The 26,931-nt window shown below is 51.7% G+C and carries 21 protein-coding genes; 5 read left to right on the forward strand and 16 right to left on the reverse strand.

Going from position 1 to position 26,931, the window contains the following annotated elements; genetic code table 11:
* Positions 1-43: 43 nt before the first annotated feature.
* On the reverse strand, positions 44-427 hold the full coding sequence (locus tag NFC81_RS08285) for a hypothetical protein (RefSeq protein ID WP_304994016.1): 384 nt from the start codon (positions 425-427) through the stop codon (positions 44-46).
* Positions 428-620: 193 nt separating this feature from the next.
* Positions 621-1,801, reverse strand: a protein-coding gene (locus tag NFC81_RS08290; protein WP_304994017.1) for an IS3 family transposase whose coding sequence is annotated in 2 segments (ribosomal slippage) — positions 621-1,534 and positions 1,534-1,801 — 1,182 coding nt in all. Because the reading frame shifts where the segments join, the coding sequence is not laid out codon by codon here.
* A 196-nt stretch (positions 1,802-1,997) separates the two neighbouring features.
* On the opposite strand from NFC81_RS08290, the gene NFC81_RS08295 reads away from it, so the two are divergent.
* The gene (locus NFC81_RS08295; protein WP_304996960.1) at positions 1,998-2,708 is read left to right on the forward strand and encodes a response regulator transcription factor; all 711 of its coding nucleotides are present in this window, start codon (positions 1,998-2,000) and stop codon (positions 2,706-2,708) included.
* Here the strand turns inward: NFC81_RS08295 and NFC81_RS08300 are convergent.
* The 3 genes from NFC81_RS08300 to NFC81_RS08310 all read right to left on the reverse strand — a co-directional run bounded on the left by NFC81_RS08300 (position 2,686) and on the right by NFC81_RS08310 (position 6,818).
* A complete protein-coding gene (locus tag NFC81_RS08300; RefSeq protein ID WP_304994018.1) occupies positions 2,686-4,041 on the reverse strand; it encodes a HAMP domain-containing sensor histidine kinase in 1,356 nt (451 codons plus the stop codon). The two genes, NFC81_RS08295 and NFC81_RS08300, sit on opposite strands and share 23 nt — an antisense overlap.
* Entirely contained in the window at positions 4,031-5,173 is a 1,143-nt protein-coding gene (gene nosP, locus NFC81_RS08305) for a nitric oxide-sensing protein NosP (RefSeq protein ID WP_304994019.1), read from the reverse strand. Before nosP ends, NFC81_RS08300 begins: the two co-directional genes overlap by 11 nt.
* A gap of 124 nt (positions 5,174-5,297) precedes the next feature.
* Positions 5,298-6,818 (reverse strand): aldehyde dehydrogenase family protein, encoded by a 1,521-nt coding sequence (locus tag NFC81_RS08310; protein ID WP_304994020.1) that lies wholly within the window; start codon positions 6,816-6,818, stop codon positions 5,298-5,300.
* A 139-nt stretch (positions 6,819-6,957) separates the two neighbouring features.
* On the opposite strand from NFC81_RS08310, the gene NFC81_RS08315 reads away from it, so the two are divergent.
* The gene (locus NFC81_RS08315) at positions 6,958-8,616 is read left to right on the forward strand and encodes a SulP family inorganic anion transporter (RefSeq protein ID WP_304994021.1); all 1,659 of its coding nucleotides are present in this window, start codon (positions 6,958-6,960) and stop codon (positions 8,614-8,616) included.
* A 92-nt stretch (positions 8,617-8,708) separates the two neighbouring features.
* On the opposite strand, the gene phnE (NFC81_RS08320) is transcribed toward NFC81_RS08315, so the two are convergent.
* The 4 genes from phnE (NFC81_RS08320) to phnD all read right to left on the reverse strand — a co-directional run bounded on the left by phnE (NFC81_RS08320) (position 8,709) and on the right by phnD (position 12,200).
* Positions 8,709-9,518 carry a phosphonate ABC transporter, permease protein PhnE gene (gene phnE, locus NFC81_RS08320; RefSeq protein WP_304994022.1) on the reverse strand — a complete coding sequence of 270 codons (810 nt, stop codon included), beginning with the start codon at positions 9,516-9,518 and terminating at the stop codon, positions 8,709-8,711.
* The gene (gene phnE, locus NFC81_RS08325) at positions 9,515-10,321 is read right to left on the reverse strand and encodes a phosphonate ABC transporter, permease protein PhnE (protein WP_304994023.1); all 807 of its coding nucleotides are present in this window, start codon (positions 10,319-10,321) and stop codon (positions 9,515-9,517) included. Before phnE (NFC81_RS08325) ends, phnE (NFC81_RS08320) begins: the two co-directional genes overlap by 4 nt.
* Positions 10,318-11,145, reverse strand: a complete 828-nt coding sequence (phnC, locus tag NFC81_RS08330) for a phosphonate ABC transporter ATP-binding protein (RefSeq protein ID WP_304994024.1) — start codon at positions 11,143-11,145, stop codon at positions 10,318-10,320. Before phnC ends, phnE (NFC81_RS08325) begins: the two co-directional genes overlap by 4 nt.
* A 107-nt stretch (positions 11,146-11,252) precedes the next feature.
* Positions 11,253-12,200 carry a phosphate/phosphite/phosphonate ABC transporter substrate-binding protein gene (gene phnD, locus NFC81_RS08335; protein WP_304994025.1) on the reverse strand — a complete coding sequence of 316 codons (948 nt, stop codon included), beginning with the start codon at positions 12,198-12,200 and terminating at the stop codon, positions 11,253-11,255.
* 210 nt (positions 12,201-12,410) lie between these two features.
* Between phnD and NFC81_RS08340 the strand changes: the two genes are divergently transcribed.
* Positions 12,411-14,333, forward strand: coding sequence for a hypothetical protein (locus NFC81_RS08340; RefSeq protein WP_304994026.1), 1,923 nt, complete (start codon positions 12,411-12,413; stop codon positions 14,331-14,333).
* Positions 14,334-14,398: 65 nt separating this feature from the next.
* Here NFC81_RS08340 and NFC81_RS08345 read toward each other — a convergent pair whose 3' ends face one another.
* On the reverse strand, positions 14,399-15,268 hold the full coding sequence (locus tag NFC81_RS08345) for an MBL fold metallo-hydrolase (RefSeq protein ID WP_304994027.1): 870 nt from the start codon (positions 15,266-15,268) through the stop codon (positions 14,399-14,401).
* Positions 15,269-15,367: 99 nt separating this feature from the next.
* Positions 15,368-17,068: a methyl-accepting chemotaxis protein gene (locus tag NFC81_RS08350; protein ID WP_304994028.1), complete on the reverse strand. Its 1,701-nt coding sequence runs from the start codon at positions 17,066-17,068 to the stop codon at positions 15,368-15,370.
* Between the two features lie 175 nt (positions 17,069-17,243).
* Here NFC81_RS08350 and NFC81_RS08355 point away from each other — a divergent pair, with 175 nt between their 5' ends.
* Positions 17,244-18,515, forward strand: coding sequence for an FAD-binding oxidoreductase (locus NFC81_RS08355; protein ID WP_304994029.1), 1,272 nt, complete (start codon positions 17,244-17,246; stop codon positions 18,513-18,515).
* Between the two features lie 198 nt (positions 18,516-18,713).
* Here the strand turns inward: NFC81_RS08355 and NFC81_RS08360 are convergent, their stop codons facing one another.
* Together NFC81_RS08360 and NFC81_RS08365 are read right to left on the reverse strand one after the other, a co-directional pair.
* Positions 18,714-19,502, reverse strand: a complete 789-nt coding sequence (locus tag NFC81_RS08360; protein ID WP_370529853.1) for a substrate-binding periplasmic protein — start codon at positions 19,500-19,502, stop codon at positions 18,714-18,716.
* Between the two features lie 120 nt (positions 19,503-19,622).
* A complete protein-coding gene (locus NFC81_RS08365; RefSeq protein WP_304994030.1) occupies positions 19,623-20,420 on the reverse strand; it encodes a hypothetical protein in 798 nt (265 codons plus the stop codon).
* Positions 20,421-20,661: 241 nt separating this feature from the next.
* Between NFC81_RS08365 and NFC81_RS08370 the strand changes: the two genes are divergently transcribed.
* Positions 20,662-22,182, forward strand: coding sequence for a methyl-accepting chemotaxis protein (locus NFC81_RS08370; RefSeq protein ID WP_304994031.1), 1,521 nt, complete (start codon positions 20,662-20,664; stop codon positions 22,180-22,182).
* A 103-nt stretch (positions 22,183-22,285) separates the two neighbouring features.
* Here the strand turns inward: NFC81_RS08370 and NFC81_RS08375 are convergent, their stop codons facing one another.
* The 3 genes from NFC81_RS08375 to NFC81_RS08385 form a co-directional block, all read right to left on the reverse strand.
* The gene (locus tag NFC81_RS08375; RefSeq protein WP_304994032.1) at positions 22,286-23,716 is read right to left on the reverse strand and encodes a GTPase; all 1,431 of its coding nucleotides are present in this window, start codon (positions 23,714-23,716) and stop codon (positions 22,286-22,288) included.
* Entirely contained in the window at positions 23,706-24,827 is a 1,122-nt protein-coding gene (locus NFC81_RS08380) for a GTPase (protein WP_304994033.1), read from the reverse strand. The genes NFC81_RS08375 and NFC81_RS08380 overlap by 11 nt, the downstream gene beginning before the upstream one ends.
* A gap of 77 nt (positions 24,828-24,904) precedes the next feature.
* Positions 24,905-26,875, reverse strand: a complete 1,971-nt coding sequence (locus NFC81_RS08385) for a DNA topoisomerase III (protein WP_304994034.1) — start codon at positions 26,873-26,875, stop codon at positions 24,905-24,907.
* Between the last annotated feature and the right edge of the window lie 56 nt (positions 26,876-26,931).

Genomic DNA, 26,931 nt, shown 5'->3' on the forward strand with positions numbered 1-26,931 from the left:
AAACCATAACGGGCTTGCAAAAAGCCCGTCTCTGCGCGTTGCATTAAATCAAACGCAGAAGCACATAGAGCCCGCCGAAGATAGAGAATGCCAACGGAATCATCAAAGTAAAGCGGATACGGTCGTCTTTGCGCTTGTGGCGCATAAAGTTCAGTACCAACCCGGCAGCAGACAGAAAAAACACCGCGACAATGTACAGCACGGCGCCTTGAAGAACATCCAGATCCCATCCAGCCTGTACCGTCACTCTAAACCAACGATCAAACAACGACTCCATCTCAGGACGAGCCCGTTCAATAATAATCAACGGAGGCAGCATTAGAATTAACGCCGCAATGCTGAGGAAATTCGTCACTTTAATAATGATGTCGGGGCCTTTGCGACGTTCTTCGCGCACAGGCTTACCAATCTGAGATTCAACGATCATAGCCATACCTTGAGAAAGAGGTTGTCCGAGATCATTCTTCGGACGGTCAGTTAACAGGTTTAGTGTGCCTGAGAACCTTTTTAAAAGGAATAATTACCCGCTCAACGCAGACAGACGCTGCCATAAAGGCTTGTCCGCACAGAGCCGTATCAGAACCCTCCCGATCAAAGCGTCGGGATTCTATATGTAGTGGTCAAGTAAAACTGGCCACCGGTTTATAGTTAATCCAGTAGTTTTCCTCAGCCTGATTCGGACTCATTCCCTTGTTGTGCTGATGCGGCCGAAGTTGACTGTAATATCCAATCAAATATTTCACGATGTGATGCTCTGCTTGCATGAATGAGCGGTATCCATAAGTAGGCACCCATTCGACCTTTAAGCTTCTAAAGAACCGCTCCATCGGCGCATTGTCCCAGCAGTTCCCTCGTCGGCTTAAACTTTGTTTGATCTGGCATGCCCACAGCGTTTGGCGAAACCTGCGGCTTGTATAATGGCTGCCTTGATCACTATGGAACATAACACCTTTAGGACGTCCACGGCTCTCATAGGCCATGTTCAGCGCATTACGGGTCAGTTCACTGTCCGGCGATAGCGACATCGCCCAGCCCACTGGCTTTCGCGCAAATAAATCAATGACAACGGCCAGATAAGCCCAGCGGTTGCCGGTCCAGATGTACGTGACATCGCCACACCAAACGCGGTTTGGCGCTTCAACGTTAAACTGGCGGCCTAGATGGTTCGGTATTTCAACATGTTCATCACCTGTTTTCTTGTATGTGTGACCGGGTATTTGGCAACTGATTAGCCCCAGATTCTCCATCAGGCGTCCAGCACGATAGCGGCTAAGTGGCACGTCCTGAGTTGTTGCCATCTCGGCGATGCTGCGTGCTCCTGCAGACCCTTCGCTGTCGCGAAATAGCTCTTTAACCTTCGCAATTTCCTTGGCCTTTCTGATACACATCGGTCTTTTTGAACGCTGTAGCCAGTATCTGAAGCTGCTGCGATGTACGCCGAATACATCACACAGCTTTTTGACCGGGTAGCTCGTCTTGAGTTTCTCGATCAGCGAGAAGTGTTCAGGGAGTCCGACATCAAGAGAGCGGTAGCCTTTTTTAGTATGTCTTTTTCCATTTCAATATCCCGAATGCGCTTTTCGAGCTCACGGATTCTAAGCTGATCAGGCGTCATCGGGGTTGCTTTAGGGCTCTGTCCATCGCGTTCTTGGCGTAGCTGTCGAACCCATTTATCCATGGTCGAATGGCCAACGCTCATGGCCTCAGCAGCCTCTCGAACTGTGTAGTTTTGATCGACAACCAATTGAGCGGCTTCGAGTCGGAATTCGGGACTAAAATTACGTTTGGGTCTTGCTGCCATACTGTCACCTAATTGCTTCTTGGTGCATGATAACACCTCTAATTAGGTGGCCAAATTCACTATGCCACTACAATACCACTACAAACCCCTACGGTGTAGAGGCCTGTTGGGAGCATCTAAAACCTTGACCCACTCTCCTGCGCGTGCTCTCCTCTATCCAGAACAATTATCTATAAAAACAACCATGAGCAAGCCCGTGCTAAAAATATTCATCGCAGACGATCACCCATTGTTTCGTGATGCCATCATCAGTGTGATCCGCGAGCGTTTTCCCCAAACGCATATTGCTGAAGCGGACGATTTGCCTTCTGCCTTAGCCTCTCTACTGCATACCGAAGCTGAAACCAATATTGCAGTCGCAGAGAATGACGGCTGGGATCTCCTATTGCTCGACCTCAATATGCCTGGCATGGACGGTTTGAACGGACTTATTCAGGTGCGCAATGCTTTACCAGACATGACGGTTATCGTGGTTTCCGCAGAGGTAGAACGCCAAACGATTCTCCAAGCAATGAACTTTGGCGCAGCGGGTTACATTCCCAAGTCGTCATCGCGCACGCAAATGGCTGATGCGATAGAAAAGGTGTTAGCCGGTGATGTGTACGTGCCCGCAGAGATTTTACGTCAGGCCACTCCTCCAATCGCGGCAGCCAATACGGGATCTATCGCGGCAACATCACAGATCAATCCAAGTACTTTGCACGCGCTCACGCGCAAGCAATTGCAGGTCTTAGAACGTATGACGCGGGGAGAATCGAACAAACAAATTGCCCATCACCTGAACATTGCGGAGACCACGGTGAAGACGCATGTGTCTGCCATTTTGCGTCTGCTCGGAGCGCAGAACCGTGTGCAGGCCATATTGGCGGCTAAGCAACTCGATTTCACGCCGTATCTTCGGCACTGATCAGCGCCGATAAAAGCGCTCGCAAGCGATGTGGCTTGACGGGTTTGTGCAACAAACGGAAGCCGAATTCTTTAACCTGCGTTTTCAAAACCGCGCTGTGATCCGCCGTAATCACCACCGACGGTACAGGCTTAACGCGAACCTGTTGTACCTGCTGCAATACGTCCACACCCAATGTCTCTTGGTCAAGATGATAGTCCGACAGCAACACATCGACCGAAGCCGTACCCACATCGACTTGTTTGGCCAGTGACGCGAAATCCACTGCTGTGATGACATGACACCCCCACCCAACCAATAGCGTCCGCATGGCGTTCGCAACCTGGAGATCATTTTCGATCAGCCAAATGCAGGAACCCTCAAGCGGATGCGCTGCAACCTCCAAAGATGTCGACACTGGCCCGCACGGGCGCTCGCCAGCCCCACGTGGCAGACGAATTCTGAAACAAGAGCCTTTACCAAGGTTCGATCTTACGCTGATAGGATGGTTCAGCAATCGAGCTATCTTATCAACGATTGCCAGGCCAAGCCCCAACCCTCTGTCCACGCGGTCAGACTGCGTCGGCAGACGTTGAAACTCCACGAAGATACTCGACAATTGGTGCTCGGCTATGCCCGGCCCGGAGTCCCAAATTTCAATATCGACGCTGTCGACGTGCACACGACAGCCCAAAACGACCCGCCCGCCTTTAGGAGTGTAACGCACAGCGTTGCTGAGAAAATTGCGCAATACACGACCCAACAAGGTGGCATCACTGACCACAGTCAACCGTGTGCTGTGAGCGCTGAAAAGCACGCCTTCCCTACCCGCTATGTGCCGATATTCCACCGCCAATTGAGCCAACAGATCGTCTAAGCAAAACGCCGAGATGTCCGGCTGAATAACTCCTGCATCCAAACGGGAGATATCAATCAAGGTCCCCAATAAACGATCAATGTTATCCAGCGAGTGACTGACCGACTGAATTAAGTCAGCGGTCTCTAGATTCACCGGTTGCTCCAATAACGCACCGACAAACAGCCGCGCCGCATTGAGCGGCTGAAGCACATCGTGGCTGACGGCGGCCAAAAAGCGAGTTTTTGAATGATTGGCTTGCTCGGCTTCCTGTTTAGCCGCCCGCAAACGCTGCGCCAGTTCTGTCAGTTCGGCGGTGCGTTCACGTACCTGTTCAGCCAATGCGGTGGCGTGTTCAAAGGCGGCATAGGGTGCAGAGCTCACCGAACTGCCCGCTTCAACACGCTCAATCAGCGCCGCGTTGATACGTCGCAGTCGCTGATTTTCGAGCTCCAGCTCAACAATCTTCGATGACTCATTCATGTGTTCATCGGTCATCAGGGTACCCCAACATCACACCCGTGAACGTCTGGTTTATATGCACACCGTCGTAATGTTCACCATAGGTATTGAACCCTAGCACGCTATGCTGACGCAGGAAGTGTGATGCCGCGGCGTCTTGAGCGCGATACTCAAGCTCAGTGCGACGTAGAAAGCAGTCGCAGCCCAAGGTCATCAGCGGTTTGCCAATACGCGCCTCAATGGCAGCAAAACAGCGCTCTAAATCGGGTAATATCGGCTGTGGGGCCATGGTGGTGAGCACCATGCCATTACCCACAGCGCAGTAAAACGTGATGCTATCGTCAGCATTCACGCGCTGTATAGAGCGCACGTAGTAGTCGTCACCCGTACGCACGGCCAGCGGGTGTAAGGCAAACACCGTCGGGTCTAACTGCTCGCGGGCGACACCAACGGCGTGCGCGTAAGCCTGTGCTGCCGGTTCCGCATTGAGTTCAAAGATGGTTCGGGTGGTCGGGTCAGATTCGGTGACCACCAACTTGTCGCCGAGCGGACTCATGTGGTGTGTGGTAAACACCTCGAACGGTAAATCGGTATGAAAAACGATCAATATCGCCGCTTGAGTGTGAAATTGGCCATTAATGAACACATGCGTACGGGCAAGGTGAATATCATCACCTGCCGAGCCACCAAAATGGGGAATGCTGCCGAGTACGGCATCAAGTGCGCCCAGCACGCGCTCTTCTTGGCTGGATAGGCCATCCAATAGCGTCATCGCAAAGGAACGCCCTGACACCGCGCCGGGATGAATCCTAGCCAACAGTTCGTCCAGTGTGCGCTGCGCTTCCGTGAAGCCGAATTCTGGCAACTGCTCGATCAAGCTCGCGGCGATGGTAAAATAGCTGGCATCGAATCCGATAGCGGACACCGAACCACGTGCGTAGCCTTGCGCATTGATCTCACCCGCCGTCGTACAACCAATCAATTGTACTGCGGGTAAATACCTGTTGAGCGCATCTGCAAGCGGTGCCAACGCGTATTCCGCCGAACAGAAAAACAACACCGTATGTACGGGTTTGCCCGCAAATTGATCGGCCAGCGACTGCGCCACTTCGATGGGGTCTATGGCGTCAGACCAAGCCGGATAGATGGCAAGTGATGTGTTCGACATGGTGTGATACGTCAGCAACCATTGAGAATATTGATATATATTGAGAGTGCCACAAAATGGATTGCAGATGCACCCCCAACACTCAGTACTGAGCCTGAGGGAGCACCTGCCTCAACAAGCGAGCTTAGAAAAAGCCCATCGGATTAACATCGTAACTGACCAACATGTTCTTGGTGTTCTGATAGGCGCTGAGCATCATCTTATGATTCTCACGGCCCACACCCGACTTTTTATAACCGCCAAACGCAGCATGTGCGGGGTAGTGATGATAGCAGTTGGTCCATACGCGACCCGCTTCTATCGCTCGCCCCATGCGATAAGCACGGTTCATGTCGCGCGTCCATAAGCCGGCACCCAAGCCGAACTCACTGTCGTTGGCAATGGCTAGGGCTTCTTCTTCAGTTTTGAAGGTGGTCACCGACACCACAGGGCCAAAAATCTCCTCTTGGAACACGCGCATCTTGTTGTGGCCTTTCAGCAGCGTGGGCTGAATGTAGTAGCCTGCATCGAGGTCATTACCCAGCTTCTCCTTGCCGCCACCCATCAACACTTGCGCACCTTCTTCGGCTGCGATGGTGAAATACGAAAGAATTTTATCGTACTGCTCGGCCGACGCTTGCGCCCCCACCATCACCTCGGAATCCAAAGGGTTGCCGCGTTTGATCTGCTTGGTGCGTTCAATCACCATGGCAATAAACCGATCATAAATGTCTTCTTGAATCAGCAGCCGCGACGGGCAGGTACAGACTTCACCCTGATTGAAAAACGCCAACACCACACCTTCTACACACTTGCTGAGGTAACTGTCTTCGTGGTCTAACACGTCTTTAAAATAGATGTTGGGGGATTTTCCGCCCAGCTCAACCGTGGACGGAATGATGTTCTCGGCGGCGCATTTCATGATGTGAGCACCGACCGGCGTAGAGCCTGTAAAAGCTATTTTGGCAATGCGTTTGCTGGTAGCCAACGCTTGACCAGCTTCTGCACCCAAACCATTCACCACATTCAGCACGCCTGCAGGCAATAAATCACCCACCAACTCCATAAATTTAAGAATTGACCACGGCGTTTGCTCGGCCGGCTTCAACACAATGCAATTACCGGTGGCCAAAGCAGGCGCCAGCTTCCACGCCGCCATCAACAACGGAAAGTTCCACGGAATGATCTGACCGACCACGCCCAAAGGTTCATTGAAGTGATAGGCAATTGTATTGCTGTCAATTTCGCCAATGGAACCTTCTTGCGCTCGGATGACTCCGGCAAAATAGCGGAAGTGATCGACGGCAAGCGGAATATCGGCATTCAAGGTTTCACGCACCGCTTTACCGTTGTCCCAGGTTTCGGCGATGGCCATCATTTCAAGATTCTGCTCCAAACGATCAGCAATCTTCAGCAGAATGTTAGAACGCTCGGTCACCGATGTTTTGCCCCATGCCGCTTTTGCCGCATGCGCGGCGTCTAAGGCGAGTTCAATGTCTTCAGCCGTCGACCGCGGTATACGGCAAAACTCGCGCCCGGTAACAGGCGAGATGTTATCGAAATACTTACCATTTACGGGTTTTACCCACTCGCCACCGATGAAGTTTTCATACTGGGCGTTCAAGGATACAGTAGAGCCGGGTTGACCAGGATTAACATAGATCATGATGCGTACCTCTTATCTTGTTGTTATTAAAAAGGTCTCTAAACCTCTTCTGAGCCCCATCATTCTAAACACCGAAAGACAACCCATGACATGCTGCCTTAGGTGGGAAAACCTCCTACTTTAGGAGGAGTTAACCCTGTTGCTAAAACGGCTATCGCCCTACAATGCAGCCATGACGAAACGATTCAGCTCAGCCAATGTTCATCAGCTCAGCCACGACGTAAGCGCCGGGTTGCTGGTCGCCTTGGTTGGCTTACCACAATGCTTAGCGTACGCCATGTTGGCGGGTCTACCGCCCATGTATGGGTTGAGCACGGCGATTGTTGCCGGTGCCTTTGCGGCGCTGCTGGGGAAGAGCCATCGCATCACGGTGGGACCGACCAATACCACAGGCTTGATCGTATTAGCTTCGTTAGCCCCCTTTGCCCTTTCTCCCGACCTATTGCTGCCCGCTATGGCCGTGCTGACTATTTTGGCCGGCGCGTGGCGGCTGGTGATTGTCTGGGCGCGTGCCGAGCGCATCTTTAACTTTATACCCGAAGCAGTGATGCTAGGGTTCGCTACCGGTGCTGCCTTATTGATTGCCTGGATGCAGGTCGACGATCTGTTAGGGCAGCCCGCGCAAGGCGTAAGAACAGCGGTAGCACAGGCACACGCTTTGTATCTGTTGGACTGGCGTCACCTTGACCTTATTGGCGTGACCCTAGGAGTCTGTTCTCTCGTCGCCGTAATGCTGGGCAAACGCTGGCTGCCGCGCTGGCCAATTGCGTTATTGGTATTGGTCACCGCTACCTCTGCGGCGGCCTTGTTGCCCGAGGCTCTGCAACAAGGCATCGTGTTTCTCGGCTCCGCCGCCACCATCAGCGATGGTTGGCCACAAGGCGCTTGGCCCAGCCTCGACCTGGATTTGTGGTTGCAGCTACTGATGCCCGCTTTAGCGATTGCTATGATCGGCTCTCTGGAACTCATTGTAACCCTGCGTGCGAACCGAGAAATGCCGCTATTAAGCAACGAGTTGCGTGCCCAAGGCTTTGCTAACCTAGCCGCTGCATTCGCCGCCAGCTTTCCAGCGTCTGCCAGCCTCACGCGTTCAGCCTTGCTAAAACTGGGGAATGCCCAGACGCGTCTTGCGCCCATGCTGGCAGCGTTGCTCTTACTGCCTGTTTTGTTGTTTGGTGCGCACTGGGTACAGCAGATTCCTTTAGGCGTGATTGCTGGCTTGTTGGTTGCAACGGCGTGGTCTATGCTGGATCAACCAAGCATTGCCACGTTGTGGCGCGCTAATCGCCAGACACGCGGACTGTTCGTCATTACCTTGGTCGCAACCCTTGCCCTGCCCTTTCATTACGCGATTCTGTTGGGTGTGGCGCTCAGCATTGCGTTGTTCTTGCATCAAACCAGCCGTGCCGACCTGCGTTGGTTTGCCTGCATGAATGACGAACTGCTGCCGTGGCCCAGTGCAGACGTATCGTCAGATCATTTAGACACAGTCTACGTACAAGTCAGCGGCAGCCTGTATTTTGCCGCCGCAAAATCTTTACCCGAGCAGGTCATCGATGGCCTGCACCCAACTTGTAAACACTTATTAATAGACGTCAATCATGCGCACCAACTGCGTTACAGCGCGCTGTTGGCGTTGCGTGAGATCGTCGATTACGGCATGGACAATGGGATTGATGTCAGTATTGGCCGGGACGCTCCCGGCCTGTTGGAGTTATCGCACCGCTTTAACATTGACCTGCCGTTGGCCGACTGGACGCTAGAGCGCCGCATTCGTTGGGAAAGTTTAAAGGACTAGCGGGCTCGGCGGGTGTACATTTTACAATAAGCATCCGCGCTACCTAGCCGTCAACGGAAAATGTACACCCGCGTCAGAGAATGGCGGTACTTTTAGATCACCGCCTTGCGCACATTGGCCGACACCCACTCACTGAACACCACCGTTGCCAGCACCACGAGGATGATTAAAGTCACCTGTGGCCACGCCAACACATTCATGCTGGCCTGCAGTTGCGCACCAATACCACCTGCGCCGACCAGCCCAAGAATGGCGCTTTCACGGATATTGATGTCCCACCGGAACACGCTGATGCCATAGAACGCTGGCAGCACCTGCGGCACAATACCGTAGTTCAATATCTGACCTTGCGACGCACCGGTGGCGGTAATGGCTTCAATTTGCGCCACGTCAGTCTCTTCAATAGCCTCGTACAGCAGCTTGCCAATAAAACCAATCGACCGAAACGCTATGGCCAAGATCCCCGCCAACAAGCCAGGCCCTAAAATTGACACCAACAGCAGCGCCCAGATCAACGAATTGATCGAGCGTGACGCCACAATGCATAACAGCGCAAAAGGACGCAAGATTAAGCGTGACGGCGTGGTATTGCTCGCCGCAAAGAATGCTAAAGGCACCGCCATGACAATGCCCAACAGAGTGCCCAGCGTTGCCATGTTGATGGTGTCCCACAGTGGCTTCCACAACCGGTTCATGTATTCCCAGCGCGGTGGGAAAGCACGATCCATCAAGTCAGCTGCCGCTGCCGGCGCATCATAGACGAACACCCACATGGTGTTTTCCGTCATTACATTCCAGCACCACACAAAGAGTGCGACTAAACACATCCAGAACACCCACAGCAACAAGCGGGTTTTTGGCGTACGGTGACGCCATTCCATCGATTCATTCAGTAAGGTCATTTTACCAACTTCCGCAAGTGTCCAGAGGAGTATTCCGTCAACATCACAATCGCGATGATGATCAGCAAAATAGCGCCCGCGCTGTCGTATTCATAACGTGACAACGACGTATTCAACGTGGCACCGATGCCACCGGCACCCACAATGCCGATTACGGCGCTCTCGCGAAAATTAATATCCAGACGATATAACGACAACCCGACCAGACGCGGCATGACTTGCGGCTGCACGGCGTAGTTGATCAATTGATACCAAGATGCACCGGTCGCACGAACGGCCTCGGCCTGCGCTTCGTCGATGTCTTCAATGTCCTCAGCCAAAAGCTTGCCGATGAACCCAATGGTGGCAAAGGTCAGGGTCAAGAAGCCGGCAAAAGCACCAAAGCCGAACAACGCCACAAAGAAGATGGCAACCACGATTTCTTGTAGTGCACGACTGGCCGCGATGATGCTGCGGCAGATCATATATATCCACGCAGGAGCAAGATTGCGCGCTGCGCCCAGACCAATGGGGATAGAAATCAGCACGCCCACTACGGTGGACGTTAGAGTCATGGTCAGACTTTCGACCAAGCCACGTGAAATGTCACGCCAGCGTGTGGTGAAGTCCGGCTGCAGGAAGCCCGCCACGAAACGTTGCCCGCGTTCCAGCCCTTCTACAACGCGCGACCAGTTCACATCAACGGTGCCAATGGCGACGTACAAATAAACCAAACTGCCGACAGCAAACAGCCAACGCCAATGCGTTGCCTTGATGATTTGTGGCGGCCGCCGCCACTGCGTTGAATAGACGGTGGCTTTCATAGTGCAGCCACCAGCCGTTTGGCTTCAAGCTCAGCGGCTTGCTCTTCCGCCGCGTCCTCGGTCGCGCCCTTACGCATGGCGGTCCAATCTTCTTCACCGTAAATCTGCGTCAGAACTTTTTCTGTCAGTTCACTCGGGGCACCATCAAAAACAATCTTGCCCGCCTGCAAACCAATGATGCGGTCGGTAAACTGCTGGGCCAGCACCACATCGTGAATATTGATGATGGCGGGCAAGCCACTTTCATTGCAGATTTCCACCAGCAAACGCATGATTTGCCGACTGGTTTTCGGGTCCAGACTCGCGGTTGGCTCGTCAATCAGGAGCAGCTCCGGGTCTTGCTCCAACGCACGCGCAATGCCCACGCGCTGCCGTTGACCACCTGATAGCGCATCAGCGCGTTTGTAAGCATGCGCGATCAGCCCAACGCGATCCAGCAAACGAAAAGCTTTAGCGATGTCTGCACCGGGAAACTTGCGCGTAAAGCTGCGCCAAAATGGTACATAGCCAAGGCGTCCCGAAAGTACGTTCTCCATCACCGTCAAACGTTCCACCAGAGCATATTCCTGAAAGATCATACCGATGCGTCGGCGGGCGCGGCGCAGTTCGGCAGTCGACAAGTCTGTTATGTCCAAGTCGTTCAACAGGATCTTGCCCGCGGTCGGTTCGACCAACCGATTAATGCATCGAATCAGTGTCGATTTACCCGCGCCGGATGGCCCAATCAAGCCCACTACCTGCCCTTTAGGCACTGTGAAGGATACGTCGGTTAAGGCTTTGTCGCCGGTTTTATAGGTTTTATTCAGTGCGTCAACAGTCAGCATGTTGTGCTCCCACGAGCCATTCGAAACGGCTTCAAATTACGGTCACGTTATTAACGACAAAGCGAACACCGCCTAAACGGAGTTCGCTTTGCTTGAGAAGCATTGGGTTAACGACAGGTGTACTGCACACCCATTGCCTGATCGATTTCACGAATCACCGACCAATGCTGCTGGAACGTAATGGGAATAAACTGCGCTTCGCCTGACCGCGAGAATTCTTCTTCCATAGCCGTGCCCGTCCAATCAAAGCTGAAGAAGGCTTCCTGGATTTTCGCCTGCAGATCAGGGTGCAGGTTGTATACGGTACCGTAGCCGGTTGTTGGGAAGCTGTCCGACTGATAGATAACCTTATAGTCACCCTCTTTAACCACACCGCGAGCCACCATGCGGTGCGCTACCGAGTTAGCAATGGCGGCTGCATCGTAGTCACGATTCACGACACCTAAAATGGAATTGTCGTGGGCACCGGAGAACGCCGGATTGTAGTCACGTTCAACCACCAAGCTGTAGTTGGCTTCCAGTAAGGCTTGCGGGGCTTTAAAACCAGAATTTGAGGTTTCGGCGGTAAAGGCCAAGGTGCGGCCTTTCAGGTCTTCAATGCGGTTAATGCCGGACGTCGGATGCGTGATGAACTCCATTTCATAACCGAAGCTACCGTCAGCGCCCGCCATCATGGCGAAGGGGCGAAAACCGGCACAGGCAACGGCCAATGGGTTTGAGCCCGTATTGAACCCGGCAATGTGCAAGCGACCTGAACGCATCGCTTCAATTTGCGCGGCGTTAGAGTTAACGGGAAAGAACTGCACACGCTTCCCAGTAACGGCAGCCATGTGATCCAAGAACGGCTGCCAAACTTCGGCATACACAGCAGGGTCCTCTACCGGTGTATAAGCAAACACCAGTGTATTGGGATTAACCCACTGCGCTGGGTTTGTTGGGATATCGGCCACAAGGTCGCCGTCGTTATCGGTGAAGCGAGGATCGAGCGTAAATTGAGCCAAAGCGGCCGGTGCCGACAAGGATAAAGCCAGTACAAGAGATAGTGAGCGCATCATTAGATACCCAAGTAATGTGAAAGACCGCTTCACCTTAGGCGTCGTTTGTGAAATTCACATGATGATTAAATGAAGAATATGTGTCAGTACCGAAGGCCTTTCTGCGCTCACATCCAACACAAGACACCCGATCGAGAAGGCCGTATAATCGGACCCGATAGAGCGCCCAGGCTCAAGGAAATCAACATGATAATTTCAGGAAATCTGCACATGCGTAATGTCGCCTGGCTCCTAGGCTTCACCTTATTTTTATTGTCAGGTGTTGTTTCTGCGCAAAGCCGCCCTGCAACACAAGAGATTATTGTTGGTGAGTGGCGCAATAACGTTACGACCCTCGACGAAATCAGGGATCAACGACACTATCCCTCGGTCAGACTGGTCATAGAATGCAGCGGTAGAAATGATTGCCCTCCGCAATTGAAGAATCAAGACGGACGGATTCTGCGTCAGTATCCTTCACGATACAGCATCTCGACGGTGGCTACTGGACGGCATGCCGACCAAGCCTATCTGCTCTACCGGCGCTCTATTCCAGTCGTACGAAATGAACAAGAAACCTATATTGTCACCTATTGGCTTATCAATGACCAAGGGCGGCGCAGAGAATTCTCTCTCAACTCCAGCGTGATGGATGGACAATCCATCATGCCCGATGGTTCATTGTTGCAAGTGTCGAGAGTCGGTGCTTCACGAGTTGACCGCCATGGACAGCGCCATCAGCTGATCAACTTCCCAGACGGCGTTCGCGATTACACCGTAACCACCGGCCTGAACAGTGACGTAGCTATTGCCCTCCGTTTAAACGATGACAGCCTTTGGGCGTGTAATTTGTCTCAATGTATGGATTCTGGGGTCTCGCTATCGGAACGCGGCGACCGTTCTGAAATTCTTGCGATTTATCCACGCACCGCGCACCAGCTCTACTTGGTGGCTTACAAATACATCAATGCTTACAACAAAGGTATGTACGGTGCCGAAGTAGATTTGGCGACGGAACAGCGTCAGCACGGCTGGTTAGCACACTCAATGGATCGCAACCTAGGGTTCAGTCCTCAAGTCATGGTAATAGACGATGACTTAGTAGTGCAGGCACGTAACACCACCCAACGCCAGTCGTTTGCGCTCTACCACCCGGTCGATACCTGGTCAGCTGCGTTGAATCCGTGGCCGGACATTCCAGCTCAGTTTAATCGAGAAAGTTTTTTCGAACTGCAGGCCAGCAGCGGTTTGCAACGTGTGAACAGTGTGATGTGGAACAGCGTGGACTTCAACGAAGAAAATGGCGGCCGGCATTCGCGCGTGAACTATGGTTTGGAACCCGGGTGGGGTACCTTAATCGCACTAGAAGGTCGTGCGGGAGGGCGTTATCTGGCGTTGAGCTACTTACAGCAAATAGACGACCGCATCGCCAAGGCCTCTCGCTGGCTGTCATTGGTATTAGACCTCAATCGTTTAGGGGAAATGTCCGACAGCCAGACCGGTCTGCGCCTCGAACTAGACCGTTCGGAATTGTGGGGCGATGCTGCAACGCGCTTGCCGGGCGAGCGCCAGACACTGGACGACATTACCATTGAACGACAGCGTATGGCACTTTACGCCACCATGGAGCGAGGGCTTTACTACGGGCTCAGTTACACCCGCCAAACTCAGCCAGGGGTTGTCGGCTTCAGCAATGCGCAAAAGGACATTGTTTACAGCACCCTTGTGCCCGATTTAACCGTAAATATGGTGCAGGTGGCATTTGGTTACGACCAACTGGCTTACAGTCGGCGCTATGAAACCAATTACAATGCACTGTACATTGATGGAAGCGTGAGTATGGGTCTTGGCTGGCTAAAAGATGCCCGTGATCTAGCCAAAGAAGCGCTCACCCAAGTCACCCAAACTGATGAAAAGAGATCACCGGTGTTCGGAGTATCCTTTACTTCTGAGCTTGGCTATCAAATACAGCGTCGCTCGAGTCGGCTCTGGGGCGCAGGGGTATCGGCACAGGCTGGGTATCGGTTGTCGGGCTATTATTATGGCCAAGGTCAGGGCGAAGAGTCGGAAATAAAATCTGATGAGATTACTCGTGAATTGTCTATCTCCGGCTTTCAGCATGGTCCCTTTGCGACCTTGAGCCTGATCTTTTAACCCACTGAATGCCAGGCAAGCATAAAGGGCAGTTCCCTGCCCTTATCTCTCATGGTGTACTTGTATTACTGCGTTGAAATGTTTAACGGAATTTTCAAGTAGCGCTTGCCGTTACTCTCCTGCTTAGGCAGGTGACCCGCATCAATGTTCACCAAAATGCTCTGATAGATCAGTTTCGGTGCCGCCAAGGTTTTATCCTTGTTCTCGCGGAACTGTACAAACTCATCTTCTGACGTCGAGGCTTTCAACTGAATGTTTTTAGCCTTTTCTTCACCGATGGTGGTTTCATATTTCAGCTCACGACCGCCAGGCTGATAATCATGTCCGACAAAAACGCGTGTCTCATCGGGCAAGCTGTACAGGTTTTCTTGAATTCCCTTATACAGTGTACGAGCGTCCCCGGCCGGGAAGTCACAGCGGCCCGTACCAAAATCAGGCATGAACAAGGCATCACCGGTGAACACCGCATCTTCAATCTGGAAAGTTAAGCAGGCCGGTGTGTGCCCCGGCGTTGGCAGCGCCTTGATCCGAAGGCTACCTGCTTCCACTACTTCGAAGTCTTGAATCAAATAGTCGAACTGTTCGCCATTGGCGACAAAGCTGTCGTCGAGGTTGTAAACACCTTTGAAGACACTCTGCACACCACGAATACGCTCGCTCACCGCGACCTGAAGCCCAGGGAAGTCATCGCGGAATAACTGGCTTGAACTCAGGTGATCTGCATGGGCATGCGTTTCAAGCACATAGTGTAACTTGAGGCCTTCCTGCTTCACATAGTCGACAACCTGCTGGTAAGAGGTATCAGACACCTTGCTACCAATAGGGTTGTAATCAAGTACCGGATCAATGACGACCGCGTCGTGGGTTTCAGGATCTGACACAACGTAAGTCAGCGTGAACGTGGCTTCATCATAAAATGTTTTAATGTTGATCATGTTGTCTCTCCCATTTACGGTTTCATCTAAGAACATGAGCATTATATTATATTAGTTATTTCTTATATTCAACCATTTAAGAGTTCTCTAATGTAAAGATCATAGCTTGAACCTCTGGACCAACATGCGAAGCTCCTCAGCCAGTTTGAGCGTTTCTTGACTGCTAGATTCAGCGCGCTGAGATGATACAGACGTCTGATCCGCGACATCGTTGATACGGATGATGTTGACATTCATTTCTTCCGTCACACTACCCTGCTCTTCTGCCGTGCTTGCGATTTGAGTGTTCATGTCATTGATAGAGCTGATGAGTGTTGCTATTTTTTGCAGAGCCTCCTCAGCTTCTATGGCACGCCCCATAACCTTTTCGGCTTGCAATTGGCTCTGCCCCATCCTATTCGCCGCCGAGTCTACCGATCCCTGTAACCGAGAAATCATTTCATTAATTTGTTGTGTCGATTGCTGAGTGCGATTGGCTAAACTTCTCACTTCATCGGCAACCACCGCAAACCCTCGTCCTTGCTCACCTGCACGTGCTGCTTCTATTGCCGCATTCAATGCCAACAGATTTGTCTGGTCGGCAATTTCACTAATTACCTTCACTATATTGCCTATGTCGTTTGCTTCTTCAACGAGGTGCTGCACAACCTTAACTACTTCCTCTACATCTCTGGTTAGTGCCTCCATAGACTGAACACTTTCTTTTAGAACCACCTGCCCTTCTTTTGCCTGCTCATTGGCCAACCGTGCATTGTGGGCTGCTTGGTCGGTGTTTTGCGCGACTTCGTGAACAGCTACATTCATTTCATTCATGGCAGCTGCCACCATGTCGGTTTCGTTTTTCTGCTTTTCAACTAGTCTATTGGCATCAGCGGACTGTGCTGCACCTTCCTTTGCCAGAACTTCAACACGACTAACCGAATTCGTAAGGCTACCAACGGTAGCGTTTAGTTGTTCTCTAGTTTCATTAAAAATCGAAAAAATAGCAGTCAGCTCATTACTTTTAGTCGCGATAGAAGGAGGATTACGGAGGTCTCCTGTAGCCATGCTATTAGCGAGATGTGTCACCCGCTTTATCCCGCTGCGGATCGTGCGTGTTACATAAACTGAAAAAACCAAGGTGATCAGAATGGAAAGTACGCCTGTACTAATCATACCCATCGTCAAGCTGATAGATCGTGACTGCATGATTTCATAGGCCTCCTCTGCACCGCGAAGTAGCCTTCTACTTAAAAGCAACTGTGCCGCAGAAGCTTCATTGAAGCGGGGATTGACTTCAAACAGTATTCTACGATTTGCTTCTTGGTAGTTTCCTTCAGCTAAGCTCTGTAAAACGGGATCAATACCTCTTTGTATTAACATCGCGTTCAGCTCACCATAACGATTAGCGAGAGCTGCTGCTTCATCACCCCTTGGTTTGCTAGTAAATGACGACCAGAGCCGCTCTGCTTCCGTGAGATGCCTACGCGCCGTATCAATATGAAAAGAAGTAGGATGATCATGCAGTGCAGAAAAGGAATTATTTGGATCATGTTGCAATGCGAGCAGCAACTGGGCGCGTACTTGCTCCATCAGCTCACCAACCCGTTGCACCTCAAACAAAGGCACCATTCTATTCTGGTAATTGTCCGAATAGGCCTGCTGCTTGTAAGAAAAACCTTGTAGCGCTTGAATCGTTAAAACCAATACAGAAACCAAGAGTAGCACTACAAGCATGCGCAGTAACACAACGATTGAGGTCCAAGAGAGCTTCTGCGTTTTGTCTTCGTTGATATTTTTAAGCTGCATGGTTGTCATCATCCATATACCATAAGGTTTTATTTATTAATTATTATCTAATACTAAACCAACACTTCAAATGATCTAAATCATTTTTTGCGCCAAATTTTCTAACAGCGTATGACACTTGATCCTTAGCCTATGAGCAGAGCCTTTACTATACTCTTCCGACATTGTTAGCATTTGTGGAAACTTCATGGCTTTAAAGGCGACACCAAGCACAGCAAAGCAGACCATTGTATTAGGCGCAGGCATAGTCGGTGTGAGCATTGCGTGGCATCTGGCGCAGCGCGGCCGACAAGTACTGCTCTTGGATCGCCGACCGCCGGGGCAGGAAACATCGTTCGGTAACGCCGGGATTATTCAGCGTGAGGCCATTGCCCCCTATGCCTTTCCGCGAGATGTAAAAACCATCTTGAAGGTACTGCCGAATCGACGCATCGACATTCGCTATCGACCCACGGGCATGGTGGCCGCAGCCAATCCATTGTTCAGCTATTGGTTGAATTCTCTACCCTATCGCTACCGAAAGATTGTGCCTGAATATGGCTCAATTATCGCGCTGTGTACCGACGAGCATGACCCGATGATTCAAGCTGCCAATGCACAGCATTTGGTACAAAAGAAGGGCTGGTTACAGCTGTATCGGACCCGTGCCGCATTCGACAAAGCCATGCAAGAAGGCGAGCAAGCTCGCACAATGGGTGCCGAATGGGAGGCGCTGACGCGTACCGACATAGACCACCTACAGCCCGGACTGTCTTCGGCTATTACCGGGGCCATTCACTGGCAAAATTCATGGACGGTACAATCGCCCGGTGAACTGGTGCAAGCGTATGCTCGCCATGCGGAGTCATTAGGCGTGGTGTTTGCTGAGGCAGAGTTAAGAGGTATTACGCCTGCGGGTAGTGGCTGGCATGTCACCACCAGCGAAGGAGATCACTCGGCCGACGAAGTGGTGGTTGCTTTAGGCCCTTGGTCACAACAATATTTAGCACCACTCGGCTACGCATTTCCTTTGTTTGTGAAACGCGGCTATCACATGCACTATCATCAACCGCAGGCGAAACATGAAGCGCTGAACTACTGGTTAATGGACAGTGAGAAAGGCTATTTACTAGAGCCCATGAAACATGGCATTCGTCTGACCACAGGAGCCGAGCTGGCAAACCTGGAAGCACCACCGTCATACAGTCAACTGGATGCCGCCGAGCGCGAAGCGCGTAAGCTGTTTGCTATTGGCGAGCGCGCGGACCCGACCCCCTGGAAAGGCGCCCGCCCCTGTTTGCCGGACATGAAACCCATCATCGGTGCAGCCCCCAAGCACAGAGGTTTATGGCTGGCGTTCGGGCACGGACACCAGGGCTTTACCCTAGGCCCACCGACCGGTCGACTGTTGGCGGAAATGATGACCGGAGAACCCACTACCATTGATATGCAACCGTTTCGTGCAGAGCGTTTTAGGTAAACGACTTAAAGGCGGAAGCCTAACAGTTGGCGTTTGGGCAGTACTGAGTAGCAGCAGAGTGGGGACTGAACTTGTTATTTGGCTTTCGCTGAGGAGCACAGCAGCTGATACACGATAAAATCGCTTGGGCCACCGTGCCCACAAAGCTGACGTTAAAGTCGGAATTGCAGTCTCCCCCTCCCATTGATGGTTTAAGCTTCATTCAGCCCTCTGAACATCTATCGTATGCGTATTTACCATCACCTTGTAATCCTCACTCGCAATGAACATACGATGAAACTCATTGAAACGGGACACAAATTCTTCTTCGACTGAAGATTTTGAGAAAATGAAGAACGCTGGCGCTGACGACAATTCAATCCCCGTATTGAGTAGCTGACCACCGTAACCCTGCCTAGTGATTTCCATCAAGCCAGTAAGGTAACTGGCAGCGACCGCATCAACGCGACCTCTAGCCAGCATTTGCCACAAAAGTGTTCGATCTGGCACCAACACTAGGCGATCATCCAAAACACCAGATTCTATTGCGGCTGCATACTCTGGCCCGTAATTCACGCCAATTTGCCCACCCAGCGACAGACCACTGGCTAAAAAATCTTCGAACGACAATATGTTGGTATTAACCGTATCCCCCGCCCGCATGAAAAGGACATTTGGGGAGGTCGAACCCTGCGCTGCATAGTGAGCAAACTCACGGCGTTCCGGTGTGTCAAAAGCTCCACTGACAATATCCACACGCCCTATTCTTAGCTCAGCCAAAGCTCGCGCCCATGGCATTTCTACGAAGCTCACGTCGCACCCCATCATCCCCAACACGGCGCGTACTGTATCGGCTGAAATTCCGCTAACACCCTGCGGAGCGCCAGTGGCGCTATAGGTATAAGGAGGGTCTTCGGTCCAGCGAAAGGTTTTCTCACAAACATCAGCGACCGCTAAAAAAGGTAGAAGCGACAACACAAGCACGATAGCCGGCCTCAACATCATCATTACCTCATTAGGGTGAGCGATTCATGAGTATTGAAAAGGTGTTTCATAGATTCAACTATCGGTTGATGAAAAAAAATTAGCTCGGCGCCTCCACTTAGAGAGCGCCGAGCTGAGATCGCTTTATGGCGTTACCATCTGCAGAACCAGTCGATTGTTGAAGTCCAATGCCTGAAAGTCATCCGCCCAATATTTCTGTACCAGACGATCAACCAAGCCGCTATCGCTCGCCTGAGTCAGCGCCCGTACCAATAAGTCGCGATGCTGTGCGGCGTTCTGGCTCAGATAAAACTGAAAGTCACGTTCGTATGAAAGCACCAAGTTCCGCTCAATCGCCAAATCTGAATGTGCATTGGCCTCAGCAACCACTTCATTCATGCCACGCGGAAAATAGTCGTAAGTTCGGCCCGCCGCCAGCATCGGATAAATAGACTGCCAACTCCCGCCCTGCTCTTGTAAGCGCAGATCATTGGCCCGCCATACTGCCACGTCAAACCACCCCTGCCCCATACCGGCAACAAGGTCGAGTGCACGCAAGTCGTCGAGGCTGTTTACATTGTCGAACTTAGCTTGATCCTCCGGACGAATCAACAAAACACGCTGCCCGATAAGTGAATTGGTTAACCCAACCGGTACTGAAGTAAACGCGGCGTCTCGCTCGGCTGACCGGACCAACCACATCAAGTCAATAGCACCTTGTTCCAATGCATTGGTGGCACGCATCTGGGGCAGCGCCACGATATCCAGTGTCAGCGTATAACCGATATCAGAAAAAGCCTCCGTTAGCAGCTCATGATAATAAGCCGCTGCTTCGGGTTGTTCGGCGATTACCGGGACTTTAAGCGTAAGGTTGTTAGCCCACAGTGCCGAAGAAACGCTCAGGGTCAAACTTAGAATTAGAGCTTGGAAGACAATCTTCATGATACTCATACCTCTCGTGTGATGACATCTATCAGCGTAGACCAGCAAGCCGATAGATCAACCACATGCTCAAATTTTACTGCTGTACTTGCGCTCACTCAAACTTCCTCCTAATTTTAAAGCTATGGGGAACCTCCCGAGTCGCATGCGACTTCGACTACGGTTTGTAGTACCTATAAAGTATTGACGCCATGAATCGTGGTACTGGTCGTCACTTCACTTACGCGGAGCAGCAATAAGTATGTGGAACAGCATTAACGTACGCTTCAACGTCATCACCATCAGCTTGCTTACCGTGGTGCTCGTGATTTATGGGGCTATCGACTATCGATACCAAATGGGGAACGAAAAACGCCGCCTACTACAGGACGTCGAAACCACACAGCGAGCACTGAGCCTGTCTTTACCACCATTACTTTGGAATTTTCTAAGCTCAGAGGTTGAGGCAAATTTAGCCGGTCTTATCGACAACCCCTCTATCCAAGGGTTATATGTCTTTGAAGGGGATCAGCTCACCAGCGGAATTCGTCAGTTGGACAATCAGGAGCCTGAAGCCGTGAGCACTCTACCTGAAGGGGCAACGATTCAGCGCTTCCCGCTCATCTTTCTTGATGGATCAAATGAAGAAGTGCTCGGCGAATTGGGCGTTGAAGCAAATGATCGTATCCTCGCTGAGGCACAGCAAACGCTCATCACTCGAACCGTTGTTCAAATTCTTATCATCGACATATTGCTGGCCATTGGCATTGTAACCTTGGTAAACAGAGTCATCTTGAGCCCCCTCTACCGAATTGGCAGTGCGCTTAAAGACATTGCCTCCGGAGAAGGCGACCTCACCCAACGTATACGTATTCGACGAGACGACGAACTCGGCCGACTGGCAGACCACTTCAATCAATTCATAGACAAACTGCATAGCTCAATGCAAGAGGTCGAACGTGCGGCCAATGAAATGAACTCGGTCACGGAAGCTGTTACACACAGTATTCAAACGGCCTCCAGCGAGGTAGAGCAGGCGTACGGTGAGACCGAGCAGGTCGCTGCCGCCATTACCGAAATGAGCCAAACGGCCAGCGAGGTGGCGCGCAATGCCGAAAGTGCCACCACAGCAACCAATCAAGCGGAAGCAGCAGCGACAGAAGGCCAGCAGACCCTGACCACCACCACGCAATCCATGACCACGCTGGCTTCGGATGTCGGTAAAAGCCAAGGGGTAATTCAGTCGCTTCGCGATGAGGTGGACAATATTGCGCAAATAATCAACGACATTCGCAGCATAGCGGAACAGACCAATTTATTGGCTCTAAATGCAGCAATAGAAGCAGCTCGTGCTGGCGATCAAGGTCGTGGTTTCGCGGTTGTGGCAGATGAAGTGCGCGCACTCGCTGCCCGAACTCAAGCCAGCACTCAAGATATTGAAGCCAAGATTGCGCAACTCATCGAGCGCTCCGATGAAGCAGTTACAATGATGGAGCAAAGCAAAGGGGCAAGCGACAAAACGCTCGAGCACACAAAGCTTGCCATGACCAAGCTGGTGAGTATCGCCGAGATCATGGGGCACATTCATGAGCTGACAGAGCAAACCGCCGCGGCAGTTACCGAACAAACGCAGGTTTCTGAAAACATCAGTCAAAACGTCAACATCATTGCGGATGGTATCCAACGCTCAGTCGAGTCGTCCCGCAAGACGGTAGAACGCATTCATGCGCTGTCGAACAGTGGGCAGGCACTGAAACAGATGGTGTCCGCATTTAAGCTCTAGCAGCGCTTAAATTCGAACCCAGAACATTAAACGAAGTGCGGCAGAAAGCCGCACGGTGGGTTTTGGCGCATTGGCGAAAAGAGGCCTTGGTTCAATTGGCCAGCTAACCCCTTCTCTTCCTGCGCTTCATTTGGTGATTCAATAAAAGCGTATAGTGGTCAACCAATAATGGGCTGATGTCGTTGCTGTATTGCGCTGTTTTTTCATCGTAATGCATTAGGTAAGCATCTTTGAAACCCAGCATGCTTTCGATATAACCTTTGGCCTCACGAATGACGTGGCTCTTCGGATCCGGGGACGCTAACCAGTTATCGGGTATCCCGTCACTCTTTGGTGGAAGTTGGTCGCCATGGGTGATCAGCCCTACTATCATGGGCTTCGCTAGGAACGTCTTGCTACGCTCAACCCGTTGATTCAGTAGTTTCAGCAATTCGGCATCGGGTTTACGGGCGGGCTGGGTTGCCTTCACCATCCACAGCACCAAATCGCTGTCGATCATTTCACTGACGGTGGAAGCCAAAGACTTTTCCTGTGCTGTATACCCCGGCAGGTCTACCACCCGATAGGCTTTCGTATCCTCAAACACCCATTCATATACATGGGCCTTGTCGGTCGTCGACATAATGCCCGTTGCCGCGTGGTCGCAACCCTGCAACAACGTATTAACCAGCGTCGACTTGCCAGCGTTTGACTGCCCTACAATCACCACACGAATGGGCTCTATTTTGAGCTGTTGCTCGGCAATGGCTTGGTCATTTTTGAGGCGCTTTGAGGGATGCTCGATGGACCGATACTGGCCCGAATACAGACTCACACTGGCTTTAAGAATTTCCAGATACAGCAAAGAAATCAGCTTGCTCTTAAAACTTACCGACATTTTATCCCACAACGGGTCGGTCATCATCGCGCGGACTTCAGCAAAAAAGCCGGTCGGGGTGAAAATTCGCATTTTGCGATAGATCTTCCACGCCCGCTTAACCGCTTCAATCTTGTCATTGTGAGAAATATAGGCATCCACAAATCCCAAAGGGATCTTTGATAAAAAGCCGAACCGTTCGAGTTCCTGCAGATAATTATGAGCAACCCGTTCAATCAACGTCAGAATCTCAGCCGCGCTAAAACTCGTTCTGCCCTTCTTATAATAGATTGAGGTAGTAGACATAATGGTGAGTGTGTCATCCCATAACTGGTCTAGGTTCTCCCGCGCAAGGGCCAGATGCTTTACCTCATCACTCAAACCAATGAACGCTAACCGGTCGGCTTCTGCCCACTCGGCATCGCACAGCGCCTCTATGGGTATTTCAAGATCGCGTGCTTCTTTTGGTCTGATATTGGCGATCAAGAAATACAGCATGGGCAATGCCGATACGATGACCATGAACCCAATAAACCATAAAAACCAGCCTTCCTGGAACAACCACCAGAGCCCGGCTAAGGCTAGGCCTGCAAACGGCAGTCCCCACACAATAAACAGATACGGTGCGCTGGACCGCCAAGCCGAATCCAATAGCACCGCCGATAACTTACGGGGCATCTTTGTTAACCGCCTGACCAAAATGGTGTTTAAACGCTGCCTTTATCTCGGCATCATTAAAATCGATTTTGTGCTTTTTCATGTAGAGAAACTGAGCCGCAGCACGGCCCAGCCCGTAGGTCGTGCCAAAGCTGATGGTCGACGCGGATAAGGCGCCAATGGTTTGTCCGTAATAGGGTATCAACTTAACCAACTGCCTGACGCCCAGTTTTAAACTGTAGTGCAGCGCAAATCCTGCACCAAGTGCCGCTAGAAACTCTTTCAGCAATGCCCTTGACCAAGCGACGTCAAACTGTCGCGCCAGTTCAACCAACAAGGCAGCATGAATGCTTGGAACACCCACCAAGCCTGCGACAGGAAAGAGATCAATGGTTGCTGCCGAGCTGGCGTACGCCAGAACTTTTGATCGGACAGCCGCATTAAAGAATTGCGTTTCTTCCGTGTTCAGACTTTCGTTCGCCAACAACACCGCTAACTGAGGCAAGAGATTGAACAAAGCCTCACGAAAAGCATCCAGCTGCGTAACGTCGCCTGCATCCGTTTCGGACAGTTCAAGGGCGAAAGATTCAACTTTCTTGGGCCAGAGGCGCTGAACCTCAGCGTGATGAACCTGTTGCTGAGCCACCAGCTCGGCATTGCCAGCGTCATGAAAGCTATGGATCAATAAAATGGGATGTTTGCGCAATGTGCCTTTCTTCGTTTTTAACGCCTTCAACGCCGCGAGTACATCCTGCACATCCGGGTCGTCACTCTTAATGACCACCACCAATACGTGGGCTTGATGCACCATACGCTCCAAGTCGCCACTCAACTCGTCTTCTTTGTACCCGGCTTCGCCCAGCCCACGGGTGTCTAGAAACGACATTACCGGCGTGTCTTGAGGAAAAGGATATTCCATCAAGGTGTTCGTACAGGGTTTATAACCTAAACCTACCTCCACCTCTTTGTCTCCGGTTAACGCAGCCACGAGGCTCGACTTACCAACCCCGGTTTTACCGAGCAGCACGATGGTTGGTTTGGCTCGCTTAATGGCGTCGTCGACGTTCTGCAATGACGATTCACTGTACGAAAGCCGTTGGATCTTGTCGAATAGGACGTCGAGAATTTTCATAGACTGCTTTTGGCGTAGGCAAAAATGGACGAGCCAACAGTATGCGCGCTATGGCACCTTAAGGCATAAACAATACGCTATACCTTAACGCCAATACTGGCTTTTTTCCTAACGGATCGTGCGCGCGGCGTGCGTTTATTGCCAAAGCTTTTACCGGGTCTTTTTCCTAACCCGGCCAAGCCCTTGGGCACGACGGTTCTGAGCTGGTTACACAGCTCGGTTAAGCCTTGTTCGAGCGGCTGCATAAGATCCTCGTAACGTGCTTTTCTGTCGGCGATGTCGCCCAGCACAGATTCCCAACGAGCGGTTAAATCCGGCTGGGTGATGCGCGCAGGCAAGGCATGTATCAACGCCCTGCCCGCTGCTGTGCCGTGAATGTTCTTACCCTGACGTTGCAGAAAACCACGCTTAAACAGCAATTCAATAATACCTGCCCGTGTCGCTTCAGTTCCCAGGCCATCGGTTTCTTTCAGTATGCTCTTTAACGAGGCATCGCTGACGAACCGACTGATGCCGGTCATGGCCGCCAGCAAGGTAGCCTCGGTAAAGGGCTTCGGTGGCGTGGTGTGTTTTTCCAGACACTCGGCCTGTAACGATTGCAACGGCTGCCCGTCGGTTAATCCACCGTTCAATATTGGCAAGGGCTGTGCTACCGGGGCATCCTCTGAACGGCGAGCGCTGGGAAACAATGCTTTCCAACCTAAGTCTTGGGTATCGGTCTGGCTGGCCCGAAACAACCCGCCGGCAATGGTGACATCCAACTGCGTGTCGATCTTCTTCCACACCGGCATAAATTGCGCCAAATAGCTCCGGCAGATCAATCCGTACACTTTCAACTCATTCGGGTTCAAACGCGTCAGGTGACGTTGTGTCGGTATAATGGCGTGGTGTGCTCCCACCTTGGCATCGTTCCATGCTTTGCTTTTTTGCTTGAGATTTAATCGGCCACCGGTATCGCTAAAACCGGAATGATTGAGGTTGCTTAAGCTGGTTTCAATCGCCTTGGTCACAGCGGCAGCTTCGGCAAAGTGTTCGACGGGTAGGTGGCGGCTATCGGAGCGAGGGTAGGTAATGGCTTTGTGGGTTTCGTAGAGTGACTGGGCGGTATCGAGCACCTGCTGCGCACTCATCCCAAAAGCACGATTGGCCTCCATCTGTAAACTCGACAGACTGTGTGGTAACGGTGCAGGTTGATTAATGGCCTTCCGCTCCAGCCGGGTAACACGTGCCGGTTGGAAACTGACCCGTTGCACTACGTTCTGGGCCAACGCGTAAGAGAGATTACGGCCCTGCTCATCCAGCCAGCGTTCGCACGCATCGCTGGGTATCCATTTAGCGCTGAAGGACTCACCCTGCTCCGTTTCCAGCCAGGCAATCACATCGTAATAAGATTGGCTGACAAACGCTTCGATGCTGTCGTCCCGCTCAACAACCAATCCCAATACCGGTGTTTGTACCCGGCCGATCGACAAAACGCCCTGATACCCGGCGACCTTGCCTTGCAACGTCATCGCCCTGGTCAGGTTAATGCCATAAAGCCAATCGGCTCGAGCGCGAGCCAGCGCCGAAGTCGACAGCGCTTGAAAGTCTGCATTGGGTTTCAATTGACGCAATGAACGCTCTACTGCAGCCCGGTTAAGGTCGGCAATCAGCAAACGCTGGGTGGTGGCCTTTTTGGCGGCGGGTACCTTTAAAAAGGCAAGAACCTCATCGACCAGCAACTGGCCTTCGCGATCCGGGTCACCGGCATGCACGAGCTGGTCGGCTTCTTTCACCAGCTTGCGCAGCACGCTCAACTGACTGCCTACCTGCTTGCGCGGTACCAACCGCCATTGCTGCGGCACAATGGGCAGATCATCGTGACGCCATTGTTTAAAGGCCGGGTCGTATGCATCCGGGTCAGCTTGCTCCAATAAATGGCCAATACACCAGCTCACCACATCGCCATTGGCAAAGCGAATACAACCGGCCTCTTTCTTACCTGTACCGGGCAAGGCATCTGCAATGGCACGAGCGAGGCTGGGTTTTTCGGCAATAAAAAGGCGCATGGACTGATTCAATTAACATGTATGGATATACAGTATAATGAATGAATAGCAGAATC

The sequence above is a fragment of the Salinispirillum sp. LH 10-3-1 genome (assembly GCF_030643825.1).
GTDB lineage: Bacteria > Pseudomonadota > Gammaproteobacteria > Pseudomonadales > Natronospirillaceae > Salinispirillum.

Excerpts from the sequence above, each read along its gene's own strand:
- NFC81_RS08340 (WP_304994026.1), top strand. The coding sequence starts at position 12,411 with ATGCGTAATGTCGCCTGGCTCCTAGGCTTCACCTTATTTTTATTGTCA.
- phnC (WP_304994024.1), bottom strand. The coding sequence starts at position 11,145 with ATGCTGACTGTTGACGCACTGAATAAAACCTATAAAACCGGCGACAAA.
- NFC81_RS08360 (WP_370529853.1), bottom strand. The coding sequence starts at position 19,502 with ATGATGATGTTGAGGCCGGCTATCGTGCTTGTGTTGTCGCTTCTACCT.
- NFC81_RS08350 (WP_304994028.1), bottom strand. The coding sequence starts at position 17,068 with ATGATGACAACCATGCAGCTTAAAAATATCAACGAAGACAAAACGCAG.
- phnD (WP_304994025.1), bottom strand. The coding sequence starts at position 12,200 with ATGATGCGCTCACTATCTCTTGTACTGGCTTTATCCTTGTCGGCACCG.
- phnE (WP_304994023.1), bottom strand. The coding sequence starts at position 10,321 with ATGAAAGCCACCGTCTATTCAACGCAGTGGCGGCGGCCGCCACAAATC.
- NFC81_RS08300 (WP_304994018.1), bottom strand. The coding sequence starts at position 4,041 with ATGACCGATGAACACATGAATGAGTCATCGAAGATTGTTGAGCTGGAG.
- NFC81_RS08365 (WP_304994030.1), bottom strand. The coding sequence starts at position 20,420 with ATGAAGATTGTCTTCCAAGCTCTAATTCTAAGTTTGACCCTGAGCGTT.
- NFC81_RS08285 (WP_304994016.1), bottom strand. The coding sequence starts at position 427 with ATGATCGTTGAATCTCAGATTGGTAAGCCTGTGCGCGAAGAACGTCGC.
- NFC81_RS08385 (WP_304994034.1), bottom strand. The coding sequence starts at position 26,875 with ATGCGCCTTTTTATTGCCGAAAAACCCAGCCTCGCTCGTGCCATTGCA.
- phnE (WP_304994022.1), bottom strand. The coding sequence starts at position 9,518 with ATGACCTTACTGAATGAATCGATGGAATGGCGTCACCGTACGCCAAAA.
- NFC81_RS08370 (WP_304994031.1), top strand. The coding sequence starts at position 20,662 with ATGTGGAACAGCATTAACGTACGCTTCAACGTCATCACCATCAGCTTG.
- nosP (WP_304994019.1), bottom strand. The coding sequence starts at position 5,173 with ATGTCGAACACATCACTTGCCATCTATCCGGCTTGGTCTGACGCCATA.
- NFC81_RS08345 (WP_304994027.1), bottom strand. The coding sequence starts at position 15,268 with ATGATCAACATTAAAACATTTTATGATGAAGCCACGTTCACGCTGACT.
- NFC81_RS08380 (WP_304994033.1), bottom strand. The coding sequence starts at position 24,827 with ATGAAAATTCTCGACGTCCTATTCGACAAGATCCAACGGCTTTCGTAC.
- NFC81_RS08375 (WP_304994032.1), bottom strand. The coding sequence starts at position 23,716 with ATGCCCCGTAAGTTATCGGCGGTGCTATTGGATTCGGCTTGGCGGTCC.
- NFC81_RS08310 (WP_304994020.1), bottom strand. The coding sequence starts at position 6,818 with ATGATCTATGTTAATCCTGGTCAACCCGGCTCTACTGTATCCTTGAAC.
- NFC81_RS08355 (WP_304994029.1), top strand. The coding sequence starts at position 17,244 with ATGGCTTTAAAGGCGACACCAAGCACAGCAAAGCAGACCATTGTATTA.